The 17,343-nt window shown below is 23.4% G+C and carries 17 protein-coding genes; 8 read left to right on the forward strand and 9 right to left on the reverse strand.

Going from position 1 to position 17,343, the window contains the following annotated elements; all coding sequences use genetic code 11:
- Positions 1 to 57: 57 nt before the first annotated feature.
- The 8 genes from EV215_RS03745 to EV215_RS03780 all read right to left on the reverse strand — a co-directional run bounded on the left by EV215_RS03745 (position 58) and on the right by EV215_RS03780 (position 7,094).
- Positions 58 to 576, reverse strand: a complete 519-nt coding sequence (locus EV215_RS03745) for a transcription repressor NadR (RefSeq protein ID WP_134112661.1) — start codon at positions 574 to 576, stop codon at positions 58 to 60.
- Between the two features lie 109 nt (positions 577 to 685).
- On the reverse strand, positions 686 to 1,585 hold the full coding sequence (gene galU / locus EV215_RS03750; RefSeq protein WP_134112662.1) for a UTP--glucose-1-phosphate uridylyltransferase GalU: 900 nt from the start codon (positions 1,583 to 1,585) through the stop codon (positions 686 to 688).
- 20 nt (positions 1,586 to 1,605) lie between these two features.
- Positions 1,606 to 3,528 (reverse strand): methionine--tRNA ligase, encoded by a 1,923-nt coding sequence (metG, locus tag EV215_RS03755; RefSeq protein ID WP_371682583.1) that lies wholly within the window; start codon positions 3,526 to 3,528, stop codon positions 1,606 to 1,608.
- 90 nt (positions 3,529 to 3,618) lie between these two features.
- The gene (gene pdxA / locus EV215_RS03760; protein ID WP_134112663.1) at positions 3,619 to 4,656 is read right to left on the reverse strand and encodes a 4-hydroxythreonine-4-phosphate dehydrogenase PdxA; all 1,038 of its coding nucleotides are present in this window, start codon (positions 4,654 to 4,656) and stop codon (positions 3,619 to 3,621) included.
- The gene (locus EV215_RS03765) at positions 4,646 to 5,305 is read right to left on the reverse strand and encodes a lysophospholipid acyltransferase family protein (protein ID WP_134112664.1); all 660 of its coding nucleotides are present in this window, start codon (positions 5,303 to 5,305) and stop codon (positions 4,646 to 4,648) included. Before EV215_RS03765 ends, pdxA begins: the two co-directional genes overlap by 11 nt.
- A gap of 92 nt (positions 5,306 to 5,397) precedes the next feature.
- On the reverse strand, positions 5,398 to 5,736 hold the full coding sequence (locus EV215_RS03770) for a YbaB/EbfC family nucleoid-associated protein (protein ID WP_134112665.1): 339 nt from the start codon (positions 5,734 to 5,736) through the stop codon (positions 5,398 to 5,400).
- Between the two features lie 76 nt (positions 5,737 to 5,812).
- Positions 5,813 to 6,790: a sensor histidine kinase gene (locus tag EV215_RS03775; protein ID WP_134112666.1), complete on the reverse strand. Its 978-nt coding sequence runs from the start codon at positions 6,788 to 6,790 to the stop codon at positions 5,813 to 5,815.
- Positions 6,783 to 7,094, reverse strand: a complete 312-nt coding sequence (locus EV215_RS03780; protein ID WP_134112667.1) for a hypothetical protein — start codon at positions 7,092 to 7,094, stop codon at positions 6,783 to 6,785. The genes EV215_RS03775 and EV215_RS03780 overlap by 8 nt, the downstream gene beginning before the upstream one ends.
- Positions 7,095 to 7,226: 132 nt before the next feature.
- Here EV215_RS03780 and EV215_RS03785 point away from each other — a divergent pair, with 132 nt between their 5' ends.
- From EV215_RS03785 to EV215_RS03800, 4 genes are all read left to right on the forward strand, one after another.
- Positions 7,227 to 8,078, forward strand: a complete 852-nt coding sequence (locus EV215_RS03785; RefSeq protein WP_134112668.1) for a coiled-coil domain-containing protein — start codon at positions 7,227 to 7,229, stop codon at positions 8,076 to 8,078.
- A 431-nt stretch (positions 8,079 to 8,509) separates the two neighbouring features.
- A complete protein-coding gene (locus EV215_RS03790) occupies positions 8,510 to 9,295 on the forward strand; it encodes an amino acid ABC transporter substrate-binding protein (protein WP_134112669.1) in 786 nt (261 codons plus the stop codon).
- Positions 9,296 to 9,328: 33 nt separating this feature from the next.
- Complete coding sequence (locus EV215_RS03795; RefSeq protein WP_134112670.1) at positions 9,329 to 9,964, forward strand: amino acid ABC transporter permease; 636 nt, start codon at positions 9,329 to 9,331, stop codon at positions 9,962 to 9,964.
- Positions 9,965 to 9,970: 6 nt separating this feature from the next.
- A complete protein-coding gene (locus tag EV215_RS03800; protein ID WP_166667351.1) occupies positions 9,971 to 10,708 on the forward strand; it encodes an amino acid ABC transporter ATP-binding protein in 738 nt (245 codons plus the stop codon).
- 29 nt (positions 10,709 to 10,737) lie between these two features.
- On the opposite strand, the gene recJ is transcribed toward EV215_RS03800, so the two are convergent.
- Positions 10,738 to 13,317: a single-stranded-DNA-specific exonuclease RecJ gene (recJ, locus tag EV215_RS03805; RefSeq protein ID WP_134112672.1), complete on the reverse strand. Its 2,580-nt coding sequence runs from the start codon at positions 13,315 to 13,317 to the stop codon at positions 10,738 to 10,740.
- Between the two features lie 181 nt (positions 13,318 to 13,498).
- On the opposite strand from recJ, the gene EV215_RS03810 reads away from it, so the two are divergent.
- The 4 genes from EV215_RS03810 to EV215_RS03825 are packed head-to-tail and all read left to right on the forward strand — an operon-like array spanning position 13,499 to position 17,342.
- Positions 13,499 to 14,881 (forward strand): AAA family ATPase, encoded by a 1,383-nt coding sequence (locus EV215_RS03810; RefSeq protein ID WP_134112673.1) that lies wholly within the window; start codon positions 13,499 to 13,501, stop codon positions 14,879 to 14,881.
- 56 nt (positions 14,882 to 14,937) lie between these two features.
- A complete protein-coding gene (locus EV215_RS03815) occupies positions 14,938 to 15,630 on the forward strand; it encodes a 5'-methylthioadenosine/adenosylhomocysteine nucleosidase (protein ID WP_134112674.1) in 693 nt (230 codons plus the stop codon).
- Positions 15,631 to 15,640: 10 nt separating this feature from the next.
- Positions 15,641 to 16,864 carry a bifunctional folylpolyglutamate synthase/dihydrofolate synthase gene (locus tag EV215_RS03820; RefSeq protein WP_134112675.1) on the forward strand — a complete coding sequence of 408 codons (1,224 nt, stop codon included), beginning with the start codon at positions 15,641 to 15,643 and terminating at the stop codon, positions 16,862 to 16,864.
- Positions 16,865 to 16,877: 13 nt separating this feature from the next.
- Complete coding sequence (locus EV215_RS03825) at positions 16,878 to 17,342, forward strand: SPOR domain-containing protein (RefSeq protein ID WP_134112676.1); 465 nt, start codon at positions 16,878 to 16,880, stop codon at positions 17,340 to 17,342.
- Position 17,343: the final 1 nt, after the last annotated feature.

A 17,343-nucleotide genomic window follows, 5' to 3' on the forward strand; every position in this document is an offset into this window, starting at 1 on the left:
CTCCTAAAAATTTAATATCGCAATTATTATAGCATATACAATTTTTTTTGTCTAACTTTAGTAGGTGTATAATAGATTATTTTCTCTTAATTCATCTAATATTTTATTAAAATTTTCTATACTATCTATTTCAATAGTATGTAAATGAATCCCATTAGTCAATTTTGATAATGGTTCTACATTTTTATTAGATATTTTTTTTATAAAATTATTTAATTCTTCATTATTTGAAATATGTAAATTCCCTGTTATTTCTCCATATATTTCATGTTCTACAATAACATCTATAATGATTGCATTATATTTTAAAATAATTTCTAATTCTTTTTTCATTTCTTCTATAGTTATATGTTTTGTTATTAATTTTTTTATAAGTTTATTATTATCTTTTTTTAGCATATATCCTTTTGGACTTGCTATAAGTTCTATTCCTTTTGCTCTAAGTATAGCCATATCCTGGACTATTACTTGTCTACTCACTCCAAATCTTGTTGCAAACTCAGAACCTTTTATAGCTGTTTTGCTTTCTGTTAATAATCTTATTATTTCTTTTCTTCTTATTTTCCCTTCTACCATTTTCCCTCCTCCTATCTAACCAATATATTAATTTTTTTATATTCTATTATTAATAAAGAAACTTCCTTGTGTATCAAGGAAGTTTCTCTAAAAAAATTATAAAGTAAGATTACTTACCCTCATTTTTTTCTAGTTTTTCAACTAATTCTAATAAATATGACTTTAATTCTTTTTTTATTTCTGGATGTTTTAATCCAATTTCTATATTAGCTTTTAAAATACCTAATTTATTTCCTGTATCATATCTATTTCCTATAAAATTATAACTTAGTACTTTATCTCCATATTGGATTGACTTAAGTATAGCATCTGTTAATTGTATTTCTCCGCCTTTTCCTGTCTCCGTTTTTTCTAAATAATCAAAAATTGAGGGTTCTAATATATATCTTCCTAAACATGCTAAATTCGAAGGTGCTTCATCTTTAGATGGTTTTTCAATGAAATCTTCAATTTTATATGTTCTATCATCAAATTTTGCACTTGGTTTCACTATACCATACGATGATACTTGCTCCATAGGTACTTCTTGTACTCCTATGATGTTTCCTCCATGATATCTTTCTCTTATTTCTAACATTTGTTTAATAACCGGAGTATCTCCGTACACAATATCATCACCAAGTACTACTGCAAATGGTTCGTCACCTATATGCTTTTTTGCTGTCAATATCGCATGACCAAGCCCCAATGGTTCTTTTTGTCTAATATAATAAATATTTGCCATTTCGGATATTTCTCTTACTTGTTTAAGTAATTCATATTTACCTTTTTTTTCTAATTGATATTCTAATTCTACAGAATAATCAAAATGGTCTTCTAATGCTCTTTTATTTCTACCTGTAACTATTGTAATGTCTGTAATTCCAGATTGTACTAACTCTTCTACAATATATTGTATAGCAGGTTTATCTACTATTGGTAACATCTCTTTTGGTTGTGATTTTGTTGCCGGTAAAACTCTAGTTCCTAGACCTGCCGCTGGAATTACTGCTTTTCTTACTTTTCTCATCTATATCCCCCTTCGACATCTTATCTTATTACTGTACCATTTTTTATAGCATTATCTACTTCTATTAATTTCACTCTTTTTTTCTCATCAGTTGTAAGTAACATACCTTGTGATAACTCACCTTTTAATTTTACTGGTTTTAAATTAATTACTGCTAAAACTTTTTTACCTACTAGTTCTTCTTTATTCGGATAATATTTAGCTATTCCTGATATAATTTGTCTTTTTTCATTTCCTGTATCAACTATAAATTTTAATAATCTATCTGCTTTTTTTACATTTTCTACTTTTAATATTTCTACTACTGATATATTTACTTTTGAAAATTCATCTATTGATATAGAATTTTTTATTTCAAGATTTTCATTAATTTCATCTTCTAATTTTTTCTCTTCTTCTACATATTCTAATCTAGGAAAAATTGGTTTTGCTTCTCCTAATATATGATTATATTGTACATTCCCCCAATCACTAATATCTGCAATTTTAGCTTTTTTAATGTCTCCATCAAATCCTAATTGGTTCCATATTTTTTGAGCGCTTTCAGGTATAAACGGATACACAAGTACTGCTATTTTATACAAAGACTCTACTAAATTATATAATACAACTTTTAATCTAGGATGTTTTTCTTTATTTTTTGCAAGAGCCCAAGGCATAGTTTCATCTATATATTTATTCATTCTTGAAATAAATTTCCATATAGATTCAAGTGCAAAAGAAAATTGTAATTTTGTCATATGTTTATCCACTTCAACTAAAGTTTTGTACCATAATTCTTTTATTTCATCATCATATACTTCTGTTCCTTCACCTTGTAATACCTTTGAATCAAAATATTTTTTTGACATCCCAAGCGTTCTATTCAATAAATTTCCAAGATCATTAGCAAGATCAGCATTTACTCTATTTACCATAGCTTTATCTGAATAATCACCATCATTACCAAAATGTACTTCTTTTAATAAGAAATATCTAAATGCATCAACTCCATATTTTTCTATTTCTTTTACTGGATCAACAACATTTCCTTTTGATTTAGACATTTTTTCACCATTTACTGTCCACCATCCGTGTGCAACTACTTTGTCTGGAAGTTTTTCTCCAGCAGATAGTAACATACACGGCCAAATAATCGCATGGAATCTTAATATATCTTTTCCTATAATATGTACAACTTCTCCGTTATTCCAAAATTTATCATACATTTCAGGATTGTTTTCATATCCTACTGCTGTTAAATAATTTGTAAGTGCATCAAACCATACATAAACTACATGATTTTCATCTATTTCTAATGGTATTCCCCATTTAAAAGTATTTCTTGATATTGACAAATCTTGTAATCCCTGTTTTATAAATGAAATAACTTCATTTCTTCTAGTTTCTGGTAAAATAAATTCCTTATTTTCCTCTATATGTTCTAATAATTTATCTTGATATTTAGACATTTTAAAGAAATAACTTTCTTCTTTAACTATTCTAAGTTCTTTACCACAATCTGGACAATGATTTTCATTTATAACTTGATTTTCTGGAACAAATGTTTCACATGAAACACAATATTTCCCTTCATATTCACCTTTATAAATATCTCCTTTATCATATACCTTCTTCAATATTTTTTTTACTGCTTTCATGTGTCTTGCTTCAGTTGTTCTTATAAAATCATTATTTGAAATATTTAATTTTTCCCATAATTTTTGAAATCTTGGGGCCATTTTATCAACCCACTCTTTTGGAGTAAATCCCATTTCTTTTGCTTTTTCTTCTACTTTTTGACCATGTTCATCAGAACCAGTTAAAAAATATACATCTTTATTTTTAATTTTATTATATCTTGCAATTACATCACTTGCTATTGTTGTATATGCACTTCCTACATGAGGATCTCCATTTACATAATATATCGGTGTTGTTACATAAAAATTTTTTTTATCCAAATTTATATCTCCTTTCAAGTATTAAAATCTTTTTTATTTATAAACCTTTTCTATTATAGATATTTTTTATAATTATTATTTGAAATACTACTAAATATACTCCACTTCTACAAAATTCAACAAATCTTTTTTCTTATTTTTTATTATATTAATTGCAGTTGTTACTGCTTTATTTAAGCTACTTTCATCGGCTATATTTTTCCCTGCTATATCAAATGCAGTCCCATGGTCAACAGAAGTTCTTACAAATGGAAGTCCTATTGTTATATTCACAGCACTACCAAAACTCTCTAATTTTACTGGTATTAATCCTTGATCATGATACATAACAACACTTATCACATATTCACCTTTTAACATTTTTACAAACAAAGTATCTGGTACAATAGGACCTTCTACATTTATCCCCTCTTCTTGCATCTCTTTAACTGCTGGTACAATTTCTTTTATTTCCTCATCTCCAAATAATCCATTTTCTCCATTGTGAGGATTAAGTCCAGCTACTGCTATTTTACCATTTAATCCTAACTCTTTTTTAGCAAATTCTGCTAATTTTATTTTATTTATAATATTATCTTTTTTAACTTTTTTTATGGCATCATTTAATGATAAATGAGTACTATTTAATAAAACTATTACTTTCTCACCCTTTAATATCATTGCGAAATCTTTTGTTTTAGTTTTTTCTGCAAAATAAGTCGTGTGCCCACTATATTTATATCCCGCTAAATTTATACTATTTTTACTAATTGGAGCTGTAACTATTCCATCAATAATTTTATAATCACATATTTTTATAGCTTGATTAAGATATTTTATAGAATATTCTCCACCTAATTTATTATCTTTTCCAATATTTTCCTTATTAAATTCAAAATCTATATTCAATAATGGTAAAACTCCATTTTTATTATTTAATTTTTCAATAGAGTAAATATCTTCAATTAATTCTATTTCTAGATCAATACAATATTTTTTTAAATAATACTCTACTACATTTTTACTTCCAATTAAAAAACAAAAAAAATTTTTTTCTTCTACTTTGTAAAGATTATCAAAAAATTTAATACAAATTTCTGGCCCTATTCCAAACGGATCCCCCATTGTTATTGCTAATCTACTTTTCATTTAGTATCCTTTCTGCTTCTTTATTAGCTTCATGTATCTTTTGATTAATAACCTCTATATATTCCTCAATATTAACATCTTTTTCTATTTTTATAGGTTTTCCTATATAAGTAACCGATTTTGAAAATGGTAAAGGAAATTGAAATTTATCCCATGCTTTTTTAAATACTATTTTTTTACTAAAAGCTCCTCCAATAGGTAGTATTTCAACACCTGTTTTTTGTGCCATAAATACTATTCCTGGTTTTATTTGATATATTGGTCCTCTTGGTCCATCTACTGCAAATCCCAAAGAATATCCTCTTTTCAAGTGTTTTATCATGCTCATAAGGCTTCTAATATTTTTATCATTAGAAGAACCTCTTATTACATCATATCCAAATTTTTTAAGTATCACACTAAGCAGTTCTCCATCCCTTGAAGGACTTACTAATGTAGTAACTTTATCTAAATAAGATAAAGACATCGAAGGAAAAATTATTTTTTCATGCCAAAATCCATAAATATAATTTTTTTCTTTTATCTCTTTATGTTTTACTACTTTATTTCTCATTGTTAGCGTAATAAATTTTATTAAATAATAAAGTAAATAACCATATTTTCTATATTTTTTTTCTTTTTTTATATTTTTTTTCTTTTTAGTTTCCATTTAAAACCACCTTAAATTATATAAATCACACAAATTATATCATATGCAAAATAAAAATTCAATTATATAAAAAAAGAGAACTTATTGTTCTCTTAAATAAGACCAGGTATTTCAATTCCACCAGTTATTTTAGACATTTCTTTTTCTGCTAATTCTTCTGCTTGTCTCATAGCTTCTTTTACAGCTGATACTATTAAATCTTCTAGCATTTCTTTATCTTCTACAGCTTCTTTTACTATTTCTTCAGATAAATTTATGCTTACTAATTCTTTTTGTCCATTTACTTTAGCTACAACTGCTCCACCACCAACTGATGCTTCTACTTCTTTTTCTTTTAACTCTTCTTGAACTTTAAGCATTTGTTGTTGCATTTCTTGAGCTTGTTTTAAAATATTTTTGCTCGAATTTTTAGTTTTTATTTTTCTTACCAATTTTAGTCCCTCCTTAAATATTAACTAAAGCAAGTTTAAATATATCACACTTTATCTATTTTTTCAACTATTTTAGCTATTTTTTTAAGTCTATTACAAATGTAAGTCCGTGAAATTCATTTTTATATACTTCAATTGTCCCGTTATGTTCTTCAATTATTTTTTTACAAATAACTAATCCAAGTCCTGTCCCCTTATTTTTAGTAGTATAATATGGTTTAAATAATTCTGATAAAGATATAAAACTATTTTTATCATAATTAGTAATAAAATGCAACTCTATACTATTTTCTTTTTCTTTAAATTTTATAAAAAATATCTTTTCTTCAAGTCCTTCTATTGCAGATAATCCATTATCAATTAAGTTTAAAAAAACTTGTTTAATTTTGTCTTCATTTACCATTACATATATTTCTTTTTCAATTGGATTATTATTTTTATCTACTAATTTAACTATATGTTCAATATTTTTATAATGAATTAAATTTTTTATTATATCTACTATATTTTTTCTAGATAAGGTAAGTGGCTCTCGTTTTGTATAATCCAAAATATCACTAACCATTTTTTCCATTCGTTTTGTTTCATCAAATATTACTTTTATATTTTCTTTTATATCTAAAATATCTTCTGATTCTTGTATTAATTCTGTGAAGCCTGATATTAAATTTAATGAATTTCTTACTTCATGAGCAATATATTTTGCTAATTGTTCTTTATCTTGTTCTAATTTTTGTTTTTCTACTTCTTCAGTTAATTTTTCTAGACTAACATCTTTTATTAAAAGCACTGCACCTATCATCTCTTCCATATCAAAAATTTTTTTCTTACTTAATTCTAATACTTTGGAATTATATCTAATAACTTTTTTTTCAAAATCATTTTTATAAGCTATAAAAAGATAAATAGTATTTTCTAATTCTTCATCACTAATATCTTTATTTATAATATTTCTTACAGCATCATTGATATAAGAAATATTATACTCTTCATCAAAAAATACTATTCCTATATCTAGTTTCTTTATTAAAGGTAAAATTAATTCTTTATTCATTTTTTTCCTCCAAAATTTTCTTTAATTTTTTATTCTCACTTAAAAGCTTATTATTAGATATTTTTAAAGAATTTATTCTATTTTCTAAATTAAGTATTCTATTATCTTTTTCTCTATTATTTTCTTGTAATTTTTGTATTTTATTTTTTTGTTCTTCAAAATTTTTATTTTGAATTTTATATTTTTTAGCTAATTCATTTTTTCTTTTTTTTATAATTTTATACTTTTCATAAGTTATTTTTTTATCTAAATATAAAATCCCTTTTATAGTTTCAGTTAATAGTTTCTTTAACCTTTCTAACATTTATATCACCTACTTAATTATGTTTTTATTTTAATAAAAGTATACCATATAAAAAATATTTTTAAAATAAAGGATTTTTCTATTTTATTCGTATAAAATTATAGAATCTTATTATAAATTAGGAGGTTATTTATGGCAAGTTTAACAAATATTTTAAATGTAAAAAAAGAAAAAAGTGATATCCCAAAAGAAATATCAAAATTATTAACTTCTTTAGAGAAAAAGAAAAAAGAATTTGCTAATTATGAAAAAAATTATTTAGAAAAAGTTATTCAATTAAATGATTTGAAATCTAAACTTGCATCTTTAGAAGATAATATTGTAAAAGAAAAAGAAAAATTTTTATCTAAAGATAGTATTGATAATTTTTCTCTTACTGAAAAAATTGCCCATCTTCAAAAAGATTACTCAAAATTGAAAGAATCTATACAGCAAGAAAATAAATCTATTACTGAGATTAAAGTAAAAATGGAAAAACATTTAAATGAGTTAGAAAAAAATATCTCTTTCCTCGAAAAAGAAAAAGAAAATTATAATTTTTCTAACATAAAAAAAGATTTTAAAATAGATAACTCATTTAATGAAAATAATGAAAAACAAATCTTAGAAAAAGCACCCGCTACTAACGCTAAAAAAATAGAATATTTTATCGAATTAGAAAAAGATTATTTTATAAAAAAAATTCATTCTGAATTTGAAATTATAACACTTTACACTCCTCTTTTACCACTTATTGAAAAAACTAATGAAATTAGAAATGAAATTTTAGAAAAAAGAGAAATTTTAATAGATTTAGACGAAGAAGGTTTTTTAAATAATAATAATTTATTAAATGAAATTTTAGAAAAAAAAGAAATTTATACAGAAAATATTACTAATATAACTAATACAAATAAAACTATTCAATCTATTTTTAATGCTTTAACTGAATATGAACACTTTATTAAATTTATAAGAACTCAATTAAATTTGATTACTGAATAGATCGAATACTATTTTTTCTATATATGCCTTTTGATTTCGTATTGTCCTATTTCATCGATATAAACATCAAAAAAAATCATTGCATTATTTTGACATTTATGATATTATTTAAAAAAATAAAAATTGGAGGTAAAAGATGTATATAATATTTAATCACCATCATCATAGATAAATTGGGATTATATTTGTGAATGTCACAGGTATAAGCCCGTTTTGTGCTGTATCTGTGATGAACATCTTTTACTTATGAGGATCATCTAGATATAGCTTCTAGATGATTTTTTTATTTATTAAAAAATCATCTAGAGAAAATCCATTAAATATAATTAAAATATATAATTTTTTTATTACTTATTATATATAGCAAAAAAATATTAAGGTAATATAAAGATTTTAAATTTGAATAAAATATAAAAAGGAGAGGATTGAATATGAAAAAAATTTTATTAGTAGTATTAGTTTTATTTTTAGGAATTTCAACTTTAGGCTTTTCAAAAGATAAAGTTATAACAAAAGGAAAGTTTGTTGTTGGACTTGACGATACTTTTGCACCTATGGGATTTAAAGATGAAAAAGGTAATATTGTAGGATTTGATATTGATTTAGCAAAAGAAGCTGCGAAACGAATGAATTTAAATGTAGAATTTAAACCTACTGAATGGAGCGGAATAATTTTTGCATTAAAAGGTGGTAATATCGATGTGATTTGGAATGGTTTAACTATTACAGCTAATAGAAAAAAACAAATTAACTTTACAAAACCATATCTTGCAAATAGACAATCTATTGTTATTTTAAATAAAAATAATATTAAATCAAAACAAGATTTAAAAAATAAAATTATTGGACTTCAACTTGGAAGTAGTGCTGACACTGCTGTAATGTCTGATTCTATTTACAAAAATTTGAAAAACATAAAAAAATACGATTCAAATATTGAAGCATTACTTGATCTTGAAGCTGGTAGAATTGATGCGGTTGTTGTAGATGAAATTGTTGCTAGATATTATATTGCTAAAAAAGAAAAAAGAGAAAATAAAAAAATCTATAAAGTTTTAAATGATGATTTTGGACGAGAAGAATATGGAGTAGGAGTACGAAAAGGCGATAAAGAATTTTTGGATTTACTTAATAAAGCTCTTGATGAAATGAAAAAAGATGGTACAACAGCAAAAATATCTAAAAAATGGTTTGGTGAAGATATTGTTTTAAAATAATTTATATTACTTTTTATTATAGAAGGGATTTTTATGAATACTATTGACATGACACTATATATATTAAAAGGACTTAATATAAGTGTAAAGCTATATATTGCTACATTTATATTTACAGTTCCTATATCTTTAATATTAGCTGTACTTTATACAACTAAATACAAGTTTATAAAAAAATTAATTACTTTATATACATGGGTATTTAGAGGAACGCCACTTCTTTTACAACTTTTTTTTATGTATTATGGTTTACCTATTATTAATATAATACTCACTCCTTTTACAGCATCAGTAGTAACCTTTGTTGTTAATTATACAGCATATTTAACTGAAATATTTAGAAGTGGTATTGAAAGTATAGATAAAGGACAATATGAAGCTTCTCATGTATTAGGCTTTACATATTATCAAACTATGAAAGAAATAATAATTCCTCAAGCGGTAAGAAGAGTTCTTCCTGCACTTTCAAATGAAGCTATTACTCTTGTAAAAGATACAGCTTTAATCTCTGCTATTGGTATGGCTGAAATATTACGTAATTCAAAAGAAATAGTTAGTAGAGAATTTACAATTATACCATTTGTAATAGCTACAATTATATATCTTTGTATTAGCTCTCTTATAGTTTATATCTTTAAATATTTTGAAAACAGAAATAAGGTGAATTAAATGGATATCATACAATTAGAAAATATAACAAAATATTATGGTGATTTTAAGGTTCTTGATAATATCTCATTAAATATAAAAAAAGGAGAAATAATATCTATAATTGGCCCTAGTGGAAGTGGAAAATCAACTCTTCTTCGTTCACTTATTCAATTAGAAAAAATTAATTCTGGTAAATTAATCGTTGAAAATACAATTATTTTTGATAACAATAAAAAAATTGATAAAAAACTAAAAAAAGATATATTATTAAAAATGGGAATGATTTTTCAAAATTTTAATCTTTTTCCTCATAAAACAGTTTTAGAAAACGTATGCGAACCTTTAATTTTAGTTAATAAAACTGATAAAAAAGAGGCTAGAAAAACAGCTATAGATTTACTAAAAAAAGTACAAATGGATGGAAAAGAAAATAATTATCCTGATGAAATAAGTGGTGGACAAAAACAACGCGTTGCTATAGCTAGAGCACTCGCATTAAATCCAGACATTATTTTATTTGATGAACCAACAAGTGCGTTAGATCCAGAGCTTGTAAACGAAGTATTAAATGTAATTAAAAATCTTGCTGATGGAAACATTACAATGCTTATTGTTAGCCATCAAATGAATTTTGTAAAAGAAATTTCTGATAGAATAATTTTTATGGATAAAGGAAAAGTCTTAACTATTGATACTCCTAAAAATATTTTTTCTTCTGAAAATAAAAGAATAAATGATTTTTTTAGTATAATAAAAAAATAAATTAAGAGCGATAATTAACATCGCTCTTTTTATAATAATGCTCTAAGATCTCTTGTTCCGTAAATTATCTCTTTTGTTTTTAATAAATTTACTATATGTTTCTTTTCTAAAATCGGAATTTTTTTAGTATAAATATTATCCTCATCAAAACCTTTTCTTATCAATTCATCTTCTGTTAATATAACAATATTTTTTTCATTTATACTATCTTTTATAAAAAAATATCTATTATCTATATTATCTATATCGCTATAACTGATTACTAAAGAATTTTTTATAAAATCTTTTGGATTAATATTATCATAAATATAAAAATCATACCCTTTTATATATTCATTTGAAATATCTAGATAATTTTTCAAAAATTTACTTTTTTTATCTTTTGTAATAAGTAATATTTTTTTTTCTTTTACAGTTTTTAAATAAATTGCAAGCGTTAAATAAATTGTATCTATTCCTCTACCATACTTTGTAACTGCTAATACAGTTTTTTTATCTTTAAAAATAGCTCCTAATACTTTTTTTTGAAAAGAATTATATTCAAAATCACTAATTAAAAATTTTTTTATATCATTAAAAATATTTGCTTCTTTTATTGAAAATGAATTAAAATTATAATCTCTATCTATTTCTATAAAAATATTATAATTTGCCTCTTTTTCTTCTATTTTTTTAATTTTTATTATATAATTAAAATTAAAATTTTTTTTTAAATAAATTAAATTATTAAAAATATCCTTATTTAAAAAACCTACAATTTTAAATCCATTTTTAATTTTTGCAAATTCCTCATCAAATTCAATAGCTAAGTTATCATTAATATCTAATTTTTCTTTTGTATAAAACACTGACTTTAAAGGAAAATTAAGATTGTATTTATCTATATAATTTTTTATTTTATTATCTTTTCCATCACTTTCTTTTATATCTTCTACATATAATTTTATATAATATTTATCTTTATACATTTCTTGTTTTAGTTTTACAGCGATATTATAAAATTTATTTAACTCTAAATTATCTTTCATATGTCCATTATTAAACCAAACTAAATTCCTTATATATATACTCTCTTTTATTATATCAAACATTAAATGTGTCTTTTCTTTTCCTATTAATCTAACGTTTGTTACTCTAATGTTTCTTATTGAAAAAATAGGATTTGGATTACTAAAACCAAAAGGTTTTAATAATTTTAATTTTTCAAAAAATTCAAAAGATATTTTATCAATAATAAGTTCTCTATCAATTTTTAAAGGTTTTATATAATCATCTTTTCCTAAAATTTTTTTACAATATTCATCTAACTTGTTTTCAAATTCTGTAATTTTATCTATTTCTATTGAAAATCCAGCTGCTCCAGCATGACCTCCATATTTTAAAAATACCTCTTTCATACTATTTAAAGCATCCATTATATTAAAGTTTTCTATACTCCTACAAGAAGCGACAGCTATTTTTTCAGTTTCTTTTACTTCCATAATTATAGTTGGTTTATAATATTTATCTACTATTTTTGATGCTACAATCCCAATTATTCCATGATGATAGTCTCTAGAATATGATACAATAGCTCCTCTTTTATCAAGTCCTCTTGATATAATATCTTTTTCAACTTTTTCAAGTATAGTATTTTGTATATCTTTTCTTTCATTATTTTGTTCAATTAACTCTTTTGATAAATATTCAGCTTCTGTTTCAGAATTAGTTATAATTAATCTAACTGCTTTTTTTGCATCTTCTAATCTTCCAGCAGCGTTAAATACTGGCGCAATAATAAATCCTATATCATATGTATCTAACTCTTTATTTTTATACTCACCATAAATATTTTTTAATAATTTTTTCAAACCAATATTTTTTGTGTCTCTTAATTTTTTTAAACCATGTTTTACAAAAATTCTATTTTCTTCTACAAGTGGTACTATATCAGCCACAGTTCCTATTGCAACTATATCTATAAATTTAAATATTTCATTTTTTATACCTAATTTTATATAGAGTCCATATAAAAGCATAAAAACTGTTCCTACTCCTGCCAAATATTTAAATTCAAACTCATTTTCATCTCTCTTAGGATTAATTACAGCTTTAGCATTTGGTAATTTATTATTTATCTCGTGATGATCTGTTATAATTATATCTAATTCAATTGAATTTGCAAAATCTACTTCATCAATAGATGATATACCGCAATCTACCGTAATTACTAAATCTCCACCTTCTTTTTTTATATATTCAAGAGCTTCCTTATTTAAACCATATCCTTCATCTCTAAGTGGTATATAATAAAACACATTATCATATATTTCTTTTAAAGATAAATAAGATAAAGATGTAGAAGTAATTCCATCAACATCATAATCCCCGTATATCCAAATGTTTTTTTTGTTTTTTATTGCATTAAATATTAATTCCACTCCTTTATCAACATCTTTTAATGAAAATGGAGTAGATATGTTTTCTAAATTAGAGTTAATAAATTTAGTTATTTTTTTTTCATCATCTATCCCTCTATTTAATAATAAATCTATAATTTCATTATCTAAATCAATATTTTCAAATGTTTTAAAATGTTTTTTATTCTCTATCCATTTTGTAGTTAACATATTTTTCCTTTCTAAAATACTACCTATATAATTAGTTTATATTATTAAAATTCATTACTTTTTATACTAACATGATAAAAAACTTTATTCAAGTTAATTTATTGATAAAATTAAATATAAATGATAAAATAGTATAGAATAATAATTTAAAAATACAAAGATTTAATTAAAGGTGAGTTAAATGGAAAATTCCAAATTTTTATCAACTATTTTGCCTGAAGAATACTACTATAAAAAACGTTTAAAAAGAAAAGAAAATAAATTTATTACATATGACGGTGAATATTTAAATAATTTAAAACATGGTTTTGGTAAAGAATATATAAAAGGTGAACAACTAGGATATGAGGGATTTTGGTCTAATAATCTTTTTCATGGAAATGGTAAAATGTATCGTGGTGACGGAACTATAGAGTATGACGGTGAATGGCGTAATTGCTATGGTCATGGAAATGGTAGAATATATAATAAAAATGGTAAAATTCAATACGAAGGTGAATGGATTAATAACTTACCTCATGGATTTGGTAAAAAATTTGATGAAAATGGTAATATTATTTATGAAGGTCAATATAGTAATGGTTTAAAAAATGGTAAAGGTAAAGAATATATAAATGGTAAACTTATTTATGATGGTGAATGGATTAATGGTTTTAAACATGGACAAGGTAAAGAATTTGATGAAAATGGTAATATTATCTATGAAGGTATTTGGATTAATAACCAAAAAACTCCTGAAAAAAATATATTAATTGAAAAACTTGATCCTTTAGAAGAATTAAATTCATTAATTGGATTAGATAGTGTAAAAGAAGATGTTAATAAACTCATTAACTTTATAAAAGTACAAAATTTGAGAAAAGAAAAAGGAATGATAATTCCAAATTTATCTCTTCATTTAGTTTTTACTGGTAATCCTGGAACTGGAAAAACAACTGTTGCTAGACTTATTGCTAAAATATATAAAAATCTAGGAATTTTATCAAATGGTCATTTAGTAGAGGTGGATAGAAGTGATTTAGTTGGAGAATATGTGGGGCAAACAGCTCCAAAAGTAAAGAAAAAAATTAAAGAAGCCCTTGGGGGAGTACTTTTTATTGATGAAGCATATAGTTTATATTCAGAATCTGGAATGGATTATGGACATGAAGCTATAAATACATTACTTAAAGAGATGGAAGATAATAGAAAGAATTTAATTGTTATTGTTGCAGGATATAAAAATGAAATGAAACGTTTTATAAAATCTAATCCAGGATTAGAATCAAGATTTAATAAATTTATTCATTTTCACAATTATTCTTCAAAAGATTTATATAAAATTTTATCTTATTTTTGTAATAAAAATTACTATTCTCTAGATGAAACTACTTATGATTATCTAATAAAACAATTTAAGCATTTTAAAGAAAAAGATAAAAATTTTGCAAATGCTAGATTTGTTAGAAATTTATTTGAAAAAATGCTTATAACTCATTCTACTAGAATTGTTAATTTAGAAAATATTGATGATTATTTAGATAAATTTGAGTTGATTGATATACAAGAAGCTTTTGCAATCTAATATATATTTATGATATACTTTATTCAAATTCAAAATATTTTACGAGGTGATAGAAAGTGATAGGAATAATCGGTGCTATGCACGAAGAGATAATTGAATTAAAAGAAATTATTAATAACCTTAGTGAAGAAACAATTTCAAATATAACTTTTTTCAAAGGTACTATAAATAATAAAAAAATTATTTTAGTGGAAAGTGGTATTGGAAAGGTAAATTCGGCAGTATGTGCTACTTTATTAATTAATCATTTTAAAGTAAAAAAAATAATATTTACCGGTGTTGCTGGTGGAGTAGATAATGATATAGAAATTGGAGATATTGTTATTTCTACAAAATTAATCGAACATGACTTTGATGTAACTGCTTTTGGCTTAAAACCTGGTGTTATTCCAAGAATGAAAACTTCTGAATTTACAGCTGATGAAAATTTAAGAAAAATAGCTAAAGAAGCCGCTTTAGATATTTTTAAAGAAAAACAAGTAAGAGAAGGAATTATTGTAAGTGGTGATCAATTTATTAGTTCTATTAAAAAAATAGAGTGGCTAAAAGAAACATTTAATGCATCATGTGCTGAAATGGAAGGTGCTTCAATTGCTCATGTGTGTTATATGTTTAATATTCCATTTGTCATTCTTAGAGCTATTTCTGATAAAGCTGATCACAATGCAAAAGTTGATTTTCCCACTTTTGTAAAAAAAGCAGCAAAACATTCTAAAGAGATAGTATTAAAAATGCTTGAAAAATTATAGGTGAAAATAAATGGTGAATAACATTTTAAATGAATTATACTCATATACAAAATTTGGTATAAAACTTGGATTAGATAATATAAAACAAATACTAAAAAAATGTGAAAATCCTCAAGATTCTTATAAAATAATACATATAGCTGGTACTAATGGAAAAGGTTCTACAGCTTCAATTATTGAACATTCTTTAATTGAAGCTGGTTTTTCTGTAGGTAAGTATACTTCGCCACATATAATTAATTTTAATGAAAGAATTGTAGTAGATAAAAATGAAATAACTGATGAAGATATCACTAAATATTATTTGAAAATAAAAAAAATTATTTTAGAAAATGATATTAAAGCTACTTTTTTTGAAGTAACTACTGCTATGGCATTTTTATATTTTAAAGATATGAATATCGATTATTTGGTTGCTGAAGTGGGGCTTGGTGGGAAATATGATGCTACTAATGTAGTTAATCCAATTCTTTCTATAATAACTAACATTTCTTATGATCATATTAATATTTTAGGAAACACATTAGAAGAAATAGCAGAAGAAAAATGTGGAATTATTAAAAACTCTCCCGTTGTCATTTTAGATAAACAAAAAGTTTTGCTTGATTGTGTAAAATCAAGAACAAATAACTATATTATTGCTAATAAAAAATTTAATTATACAACTACTCTTGACAAAGAAAAATTTTTTACTAATATTTCTATAAACAAGAAAAAATTTAATTTATCACTTTATGGAATTTTTCAAGGTGATAATTTTATATTAGCCTATTCTGCTTTAAAATATTTAAATATAGATGATATTTTTATTCAAAATGCTGTAAAAAATATATATTGGCCTGGAAGATTTGAAGTATTTTCTAAAACACCTTTAATTATTTTAGATGGTGCTCATAATGAAGATTCTGCTTTAGCATTAAAAAATAATTGTCTTGAAATACTTAAAAAAGATGATATTGTTTTAATTACTTCAATATTAGAAGATAAAGATAGTGATACTGTATTAAAAACATTTAGTGAATTTACCAATATTGTTATTTTTACTAGCCTCAAGTATTATTATAGAGGCTTAAGTGCTAAAGACCTATATAATAAAGGTAAAAAACATTTTAAATTTTCTAATTATAAAGAAGATATTCAAGAAGCTTTTAACTTAGCAAAAAAATTTAATAAAAAAGCTATTGTGATAGCAGGTTCGTTTTATTTGATTTCAGAATTCAAAAAAAATATTTAATGGAGATTATATTATGAAAAAAAATATTAGATATATTATTATTAGTATAACTTTTTTTTTGCTAATATATGTTTATATTTCTAAAAAAAATCAACTTCTTTTAGAAGTAAAAGAAAAAAATTTAGAATTAATAAAAAATAAAATAATTATACGGAAAAAAAATTTCTTTTTAGACAATAAATATTACTCGAATATAAAAAATACTACTTTTAATTCTAAAAAAAATTATACGGAAAAAAAACTAAAAAAATCTTATTATTTACAGATTGGAACTTATTCTATTGAAGAAAATGCTATTGAAATGCAAAAAAAATTAAGTAATATATCTAATTTTATTATTATAAAATCACCTTTAAATAATAATTATAATATAGTTATTTCAAGTAATTTTAAAACAAGAGAAGACGCTGAGCTTTTAGAAAAAAAAGTTATAAAAGCTTTCCCAGAAATTAAACCATTAATAAAAATGAGGTATTAAA

Origin of the sequence: Hypnocyclicus thermotrophus (assembly GCF_004365575.1) — a bacterium.
GTDB classification, from domain to species: domain Bacteria; phylum Fusobacteriota; class Fusobacteriia; order Fusobacteriales; family Fusobacteriaceae; genus Hypnocyclicus; species Hypnocyclicus thermotrophus.

Excerpts from the sequence above, each read along its gene's own strand:
- EV215_RS03745 (WP_134112661.1), bottom strand. The coding sequence starts at position 576 with ATGGTAGAAGGGAAAATAAGAAGAAAAGAAATAATAAGATTATTAACA.
- galU (WP_134112662.1), bottom strand. The coding sequence starts at position 1,585 with ATGAGAAAAGTAAGAAAAGCAGTAATTCCAGCGGCAGGTCTAGGAACT.
- pdxA (WP_134112663.1), bottom strand. The coding sequence starts at position 4,656 with ATGAAAAGTAGATTAGCAATAACAATGGGGGATCCGTTTGGAATAGGG.
- EV215_RS03765 (WP_134112664.1), bottom strand. The coding sequence starts at position 5,305 with ATGGAAACTAAAAAGAAAAAAAATATAAAAAAAGAAAAAAAATATAGA.
- EV215_RS03775 (WP_134112666.1), bottom strand. The coding sequence starts at position 6,790 with ATGAATAAAGAATTAATTTTACCTTTAATAAAGAAACTAGATATAGGA.
- EV215_RS03780 (WP_134112667.1), bottom strand. The coding sequence starts at position 7,094 with ATGTTAGAAAGGTTAAAGAAACTATTAACTGAAACTATAAAAGGGATT.
- EV215_RS03785 (WP_134112668.1), top strand. The coding sequence starts at position 7,227 with ATGGCAAGTTTAACAAATATTTTAAATGTAAAAAAAGAAAAAAGTGAT.
- EV215_RS03790 (WP_134112669.1), top strand. The coding sequence starts at position 8,510 with ATGAAAAAAATTTTATTAGTAGTATTAGTTTTATTTTTAGGAATTTCA.
- EV215_RS03795 (WP_134112670.1), top strand. The coding sequence starts at position 9,329 with ATGAATACTATTGACATGACACTATATATATTAAAAGGACTTAATATA.
- recJ (WP_134112672.1), bottom strand. The coding sequence starts at position 13,317 with ATGTTAACTACAAAATGGATAGAGAATAAAAAACATTTTAAAACATTT.
- EV215_RS03810 (WP_134112673.1), top strand. The coding sequence starts at position 13,499 with ATGGAAAATTCCAAATTTTTATCAACTATTTTGCCTGAAGAATACTAC.
- EV215_RS03820 (WP_134112675.1), top strand. The coding sequence starts at position 15,641 with ATGGTGAATAACATTTTAAATGAATTATACTCATATACAAAATTTGGT.
- EV215_RS03825 (WP_134112676.1), top strand. The coding sequence starts at position 16,878 with ATGAAAAAAAATATTAGATATATTATTATTAGTATAACTTTTTTTTTG.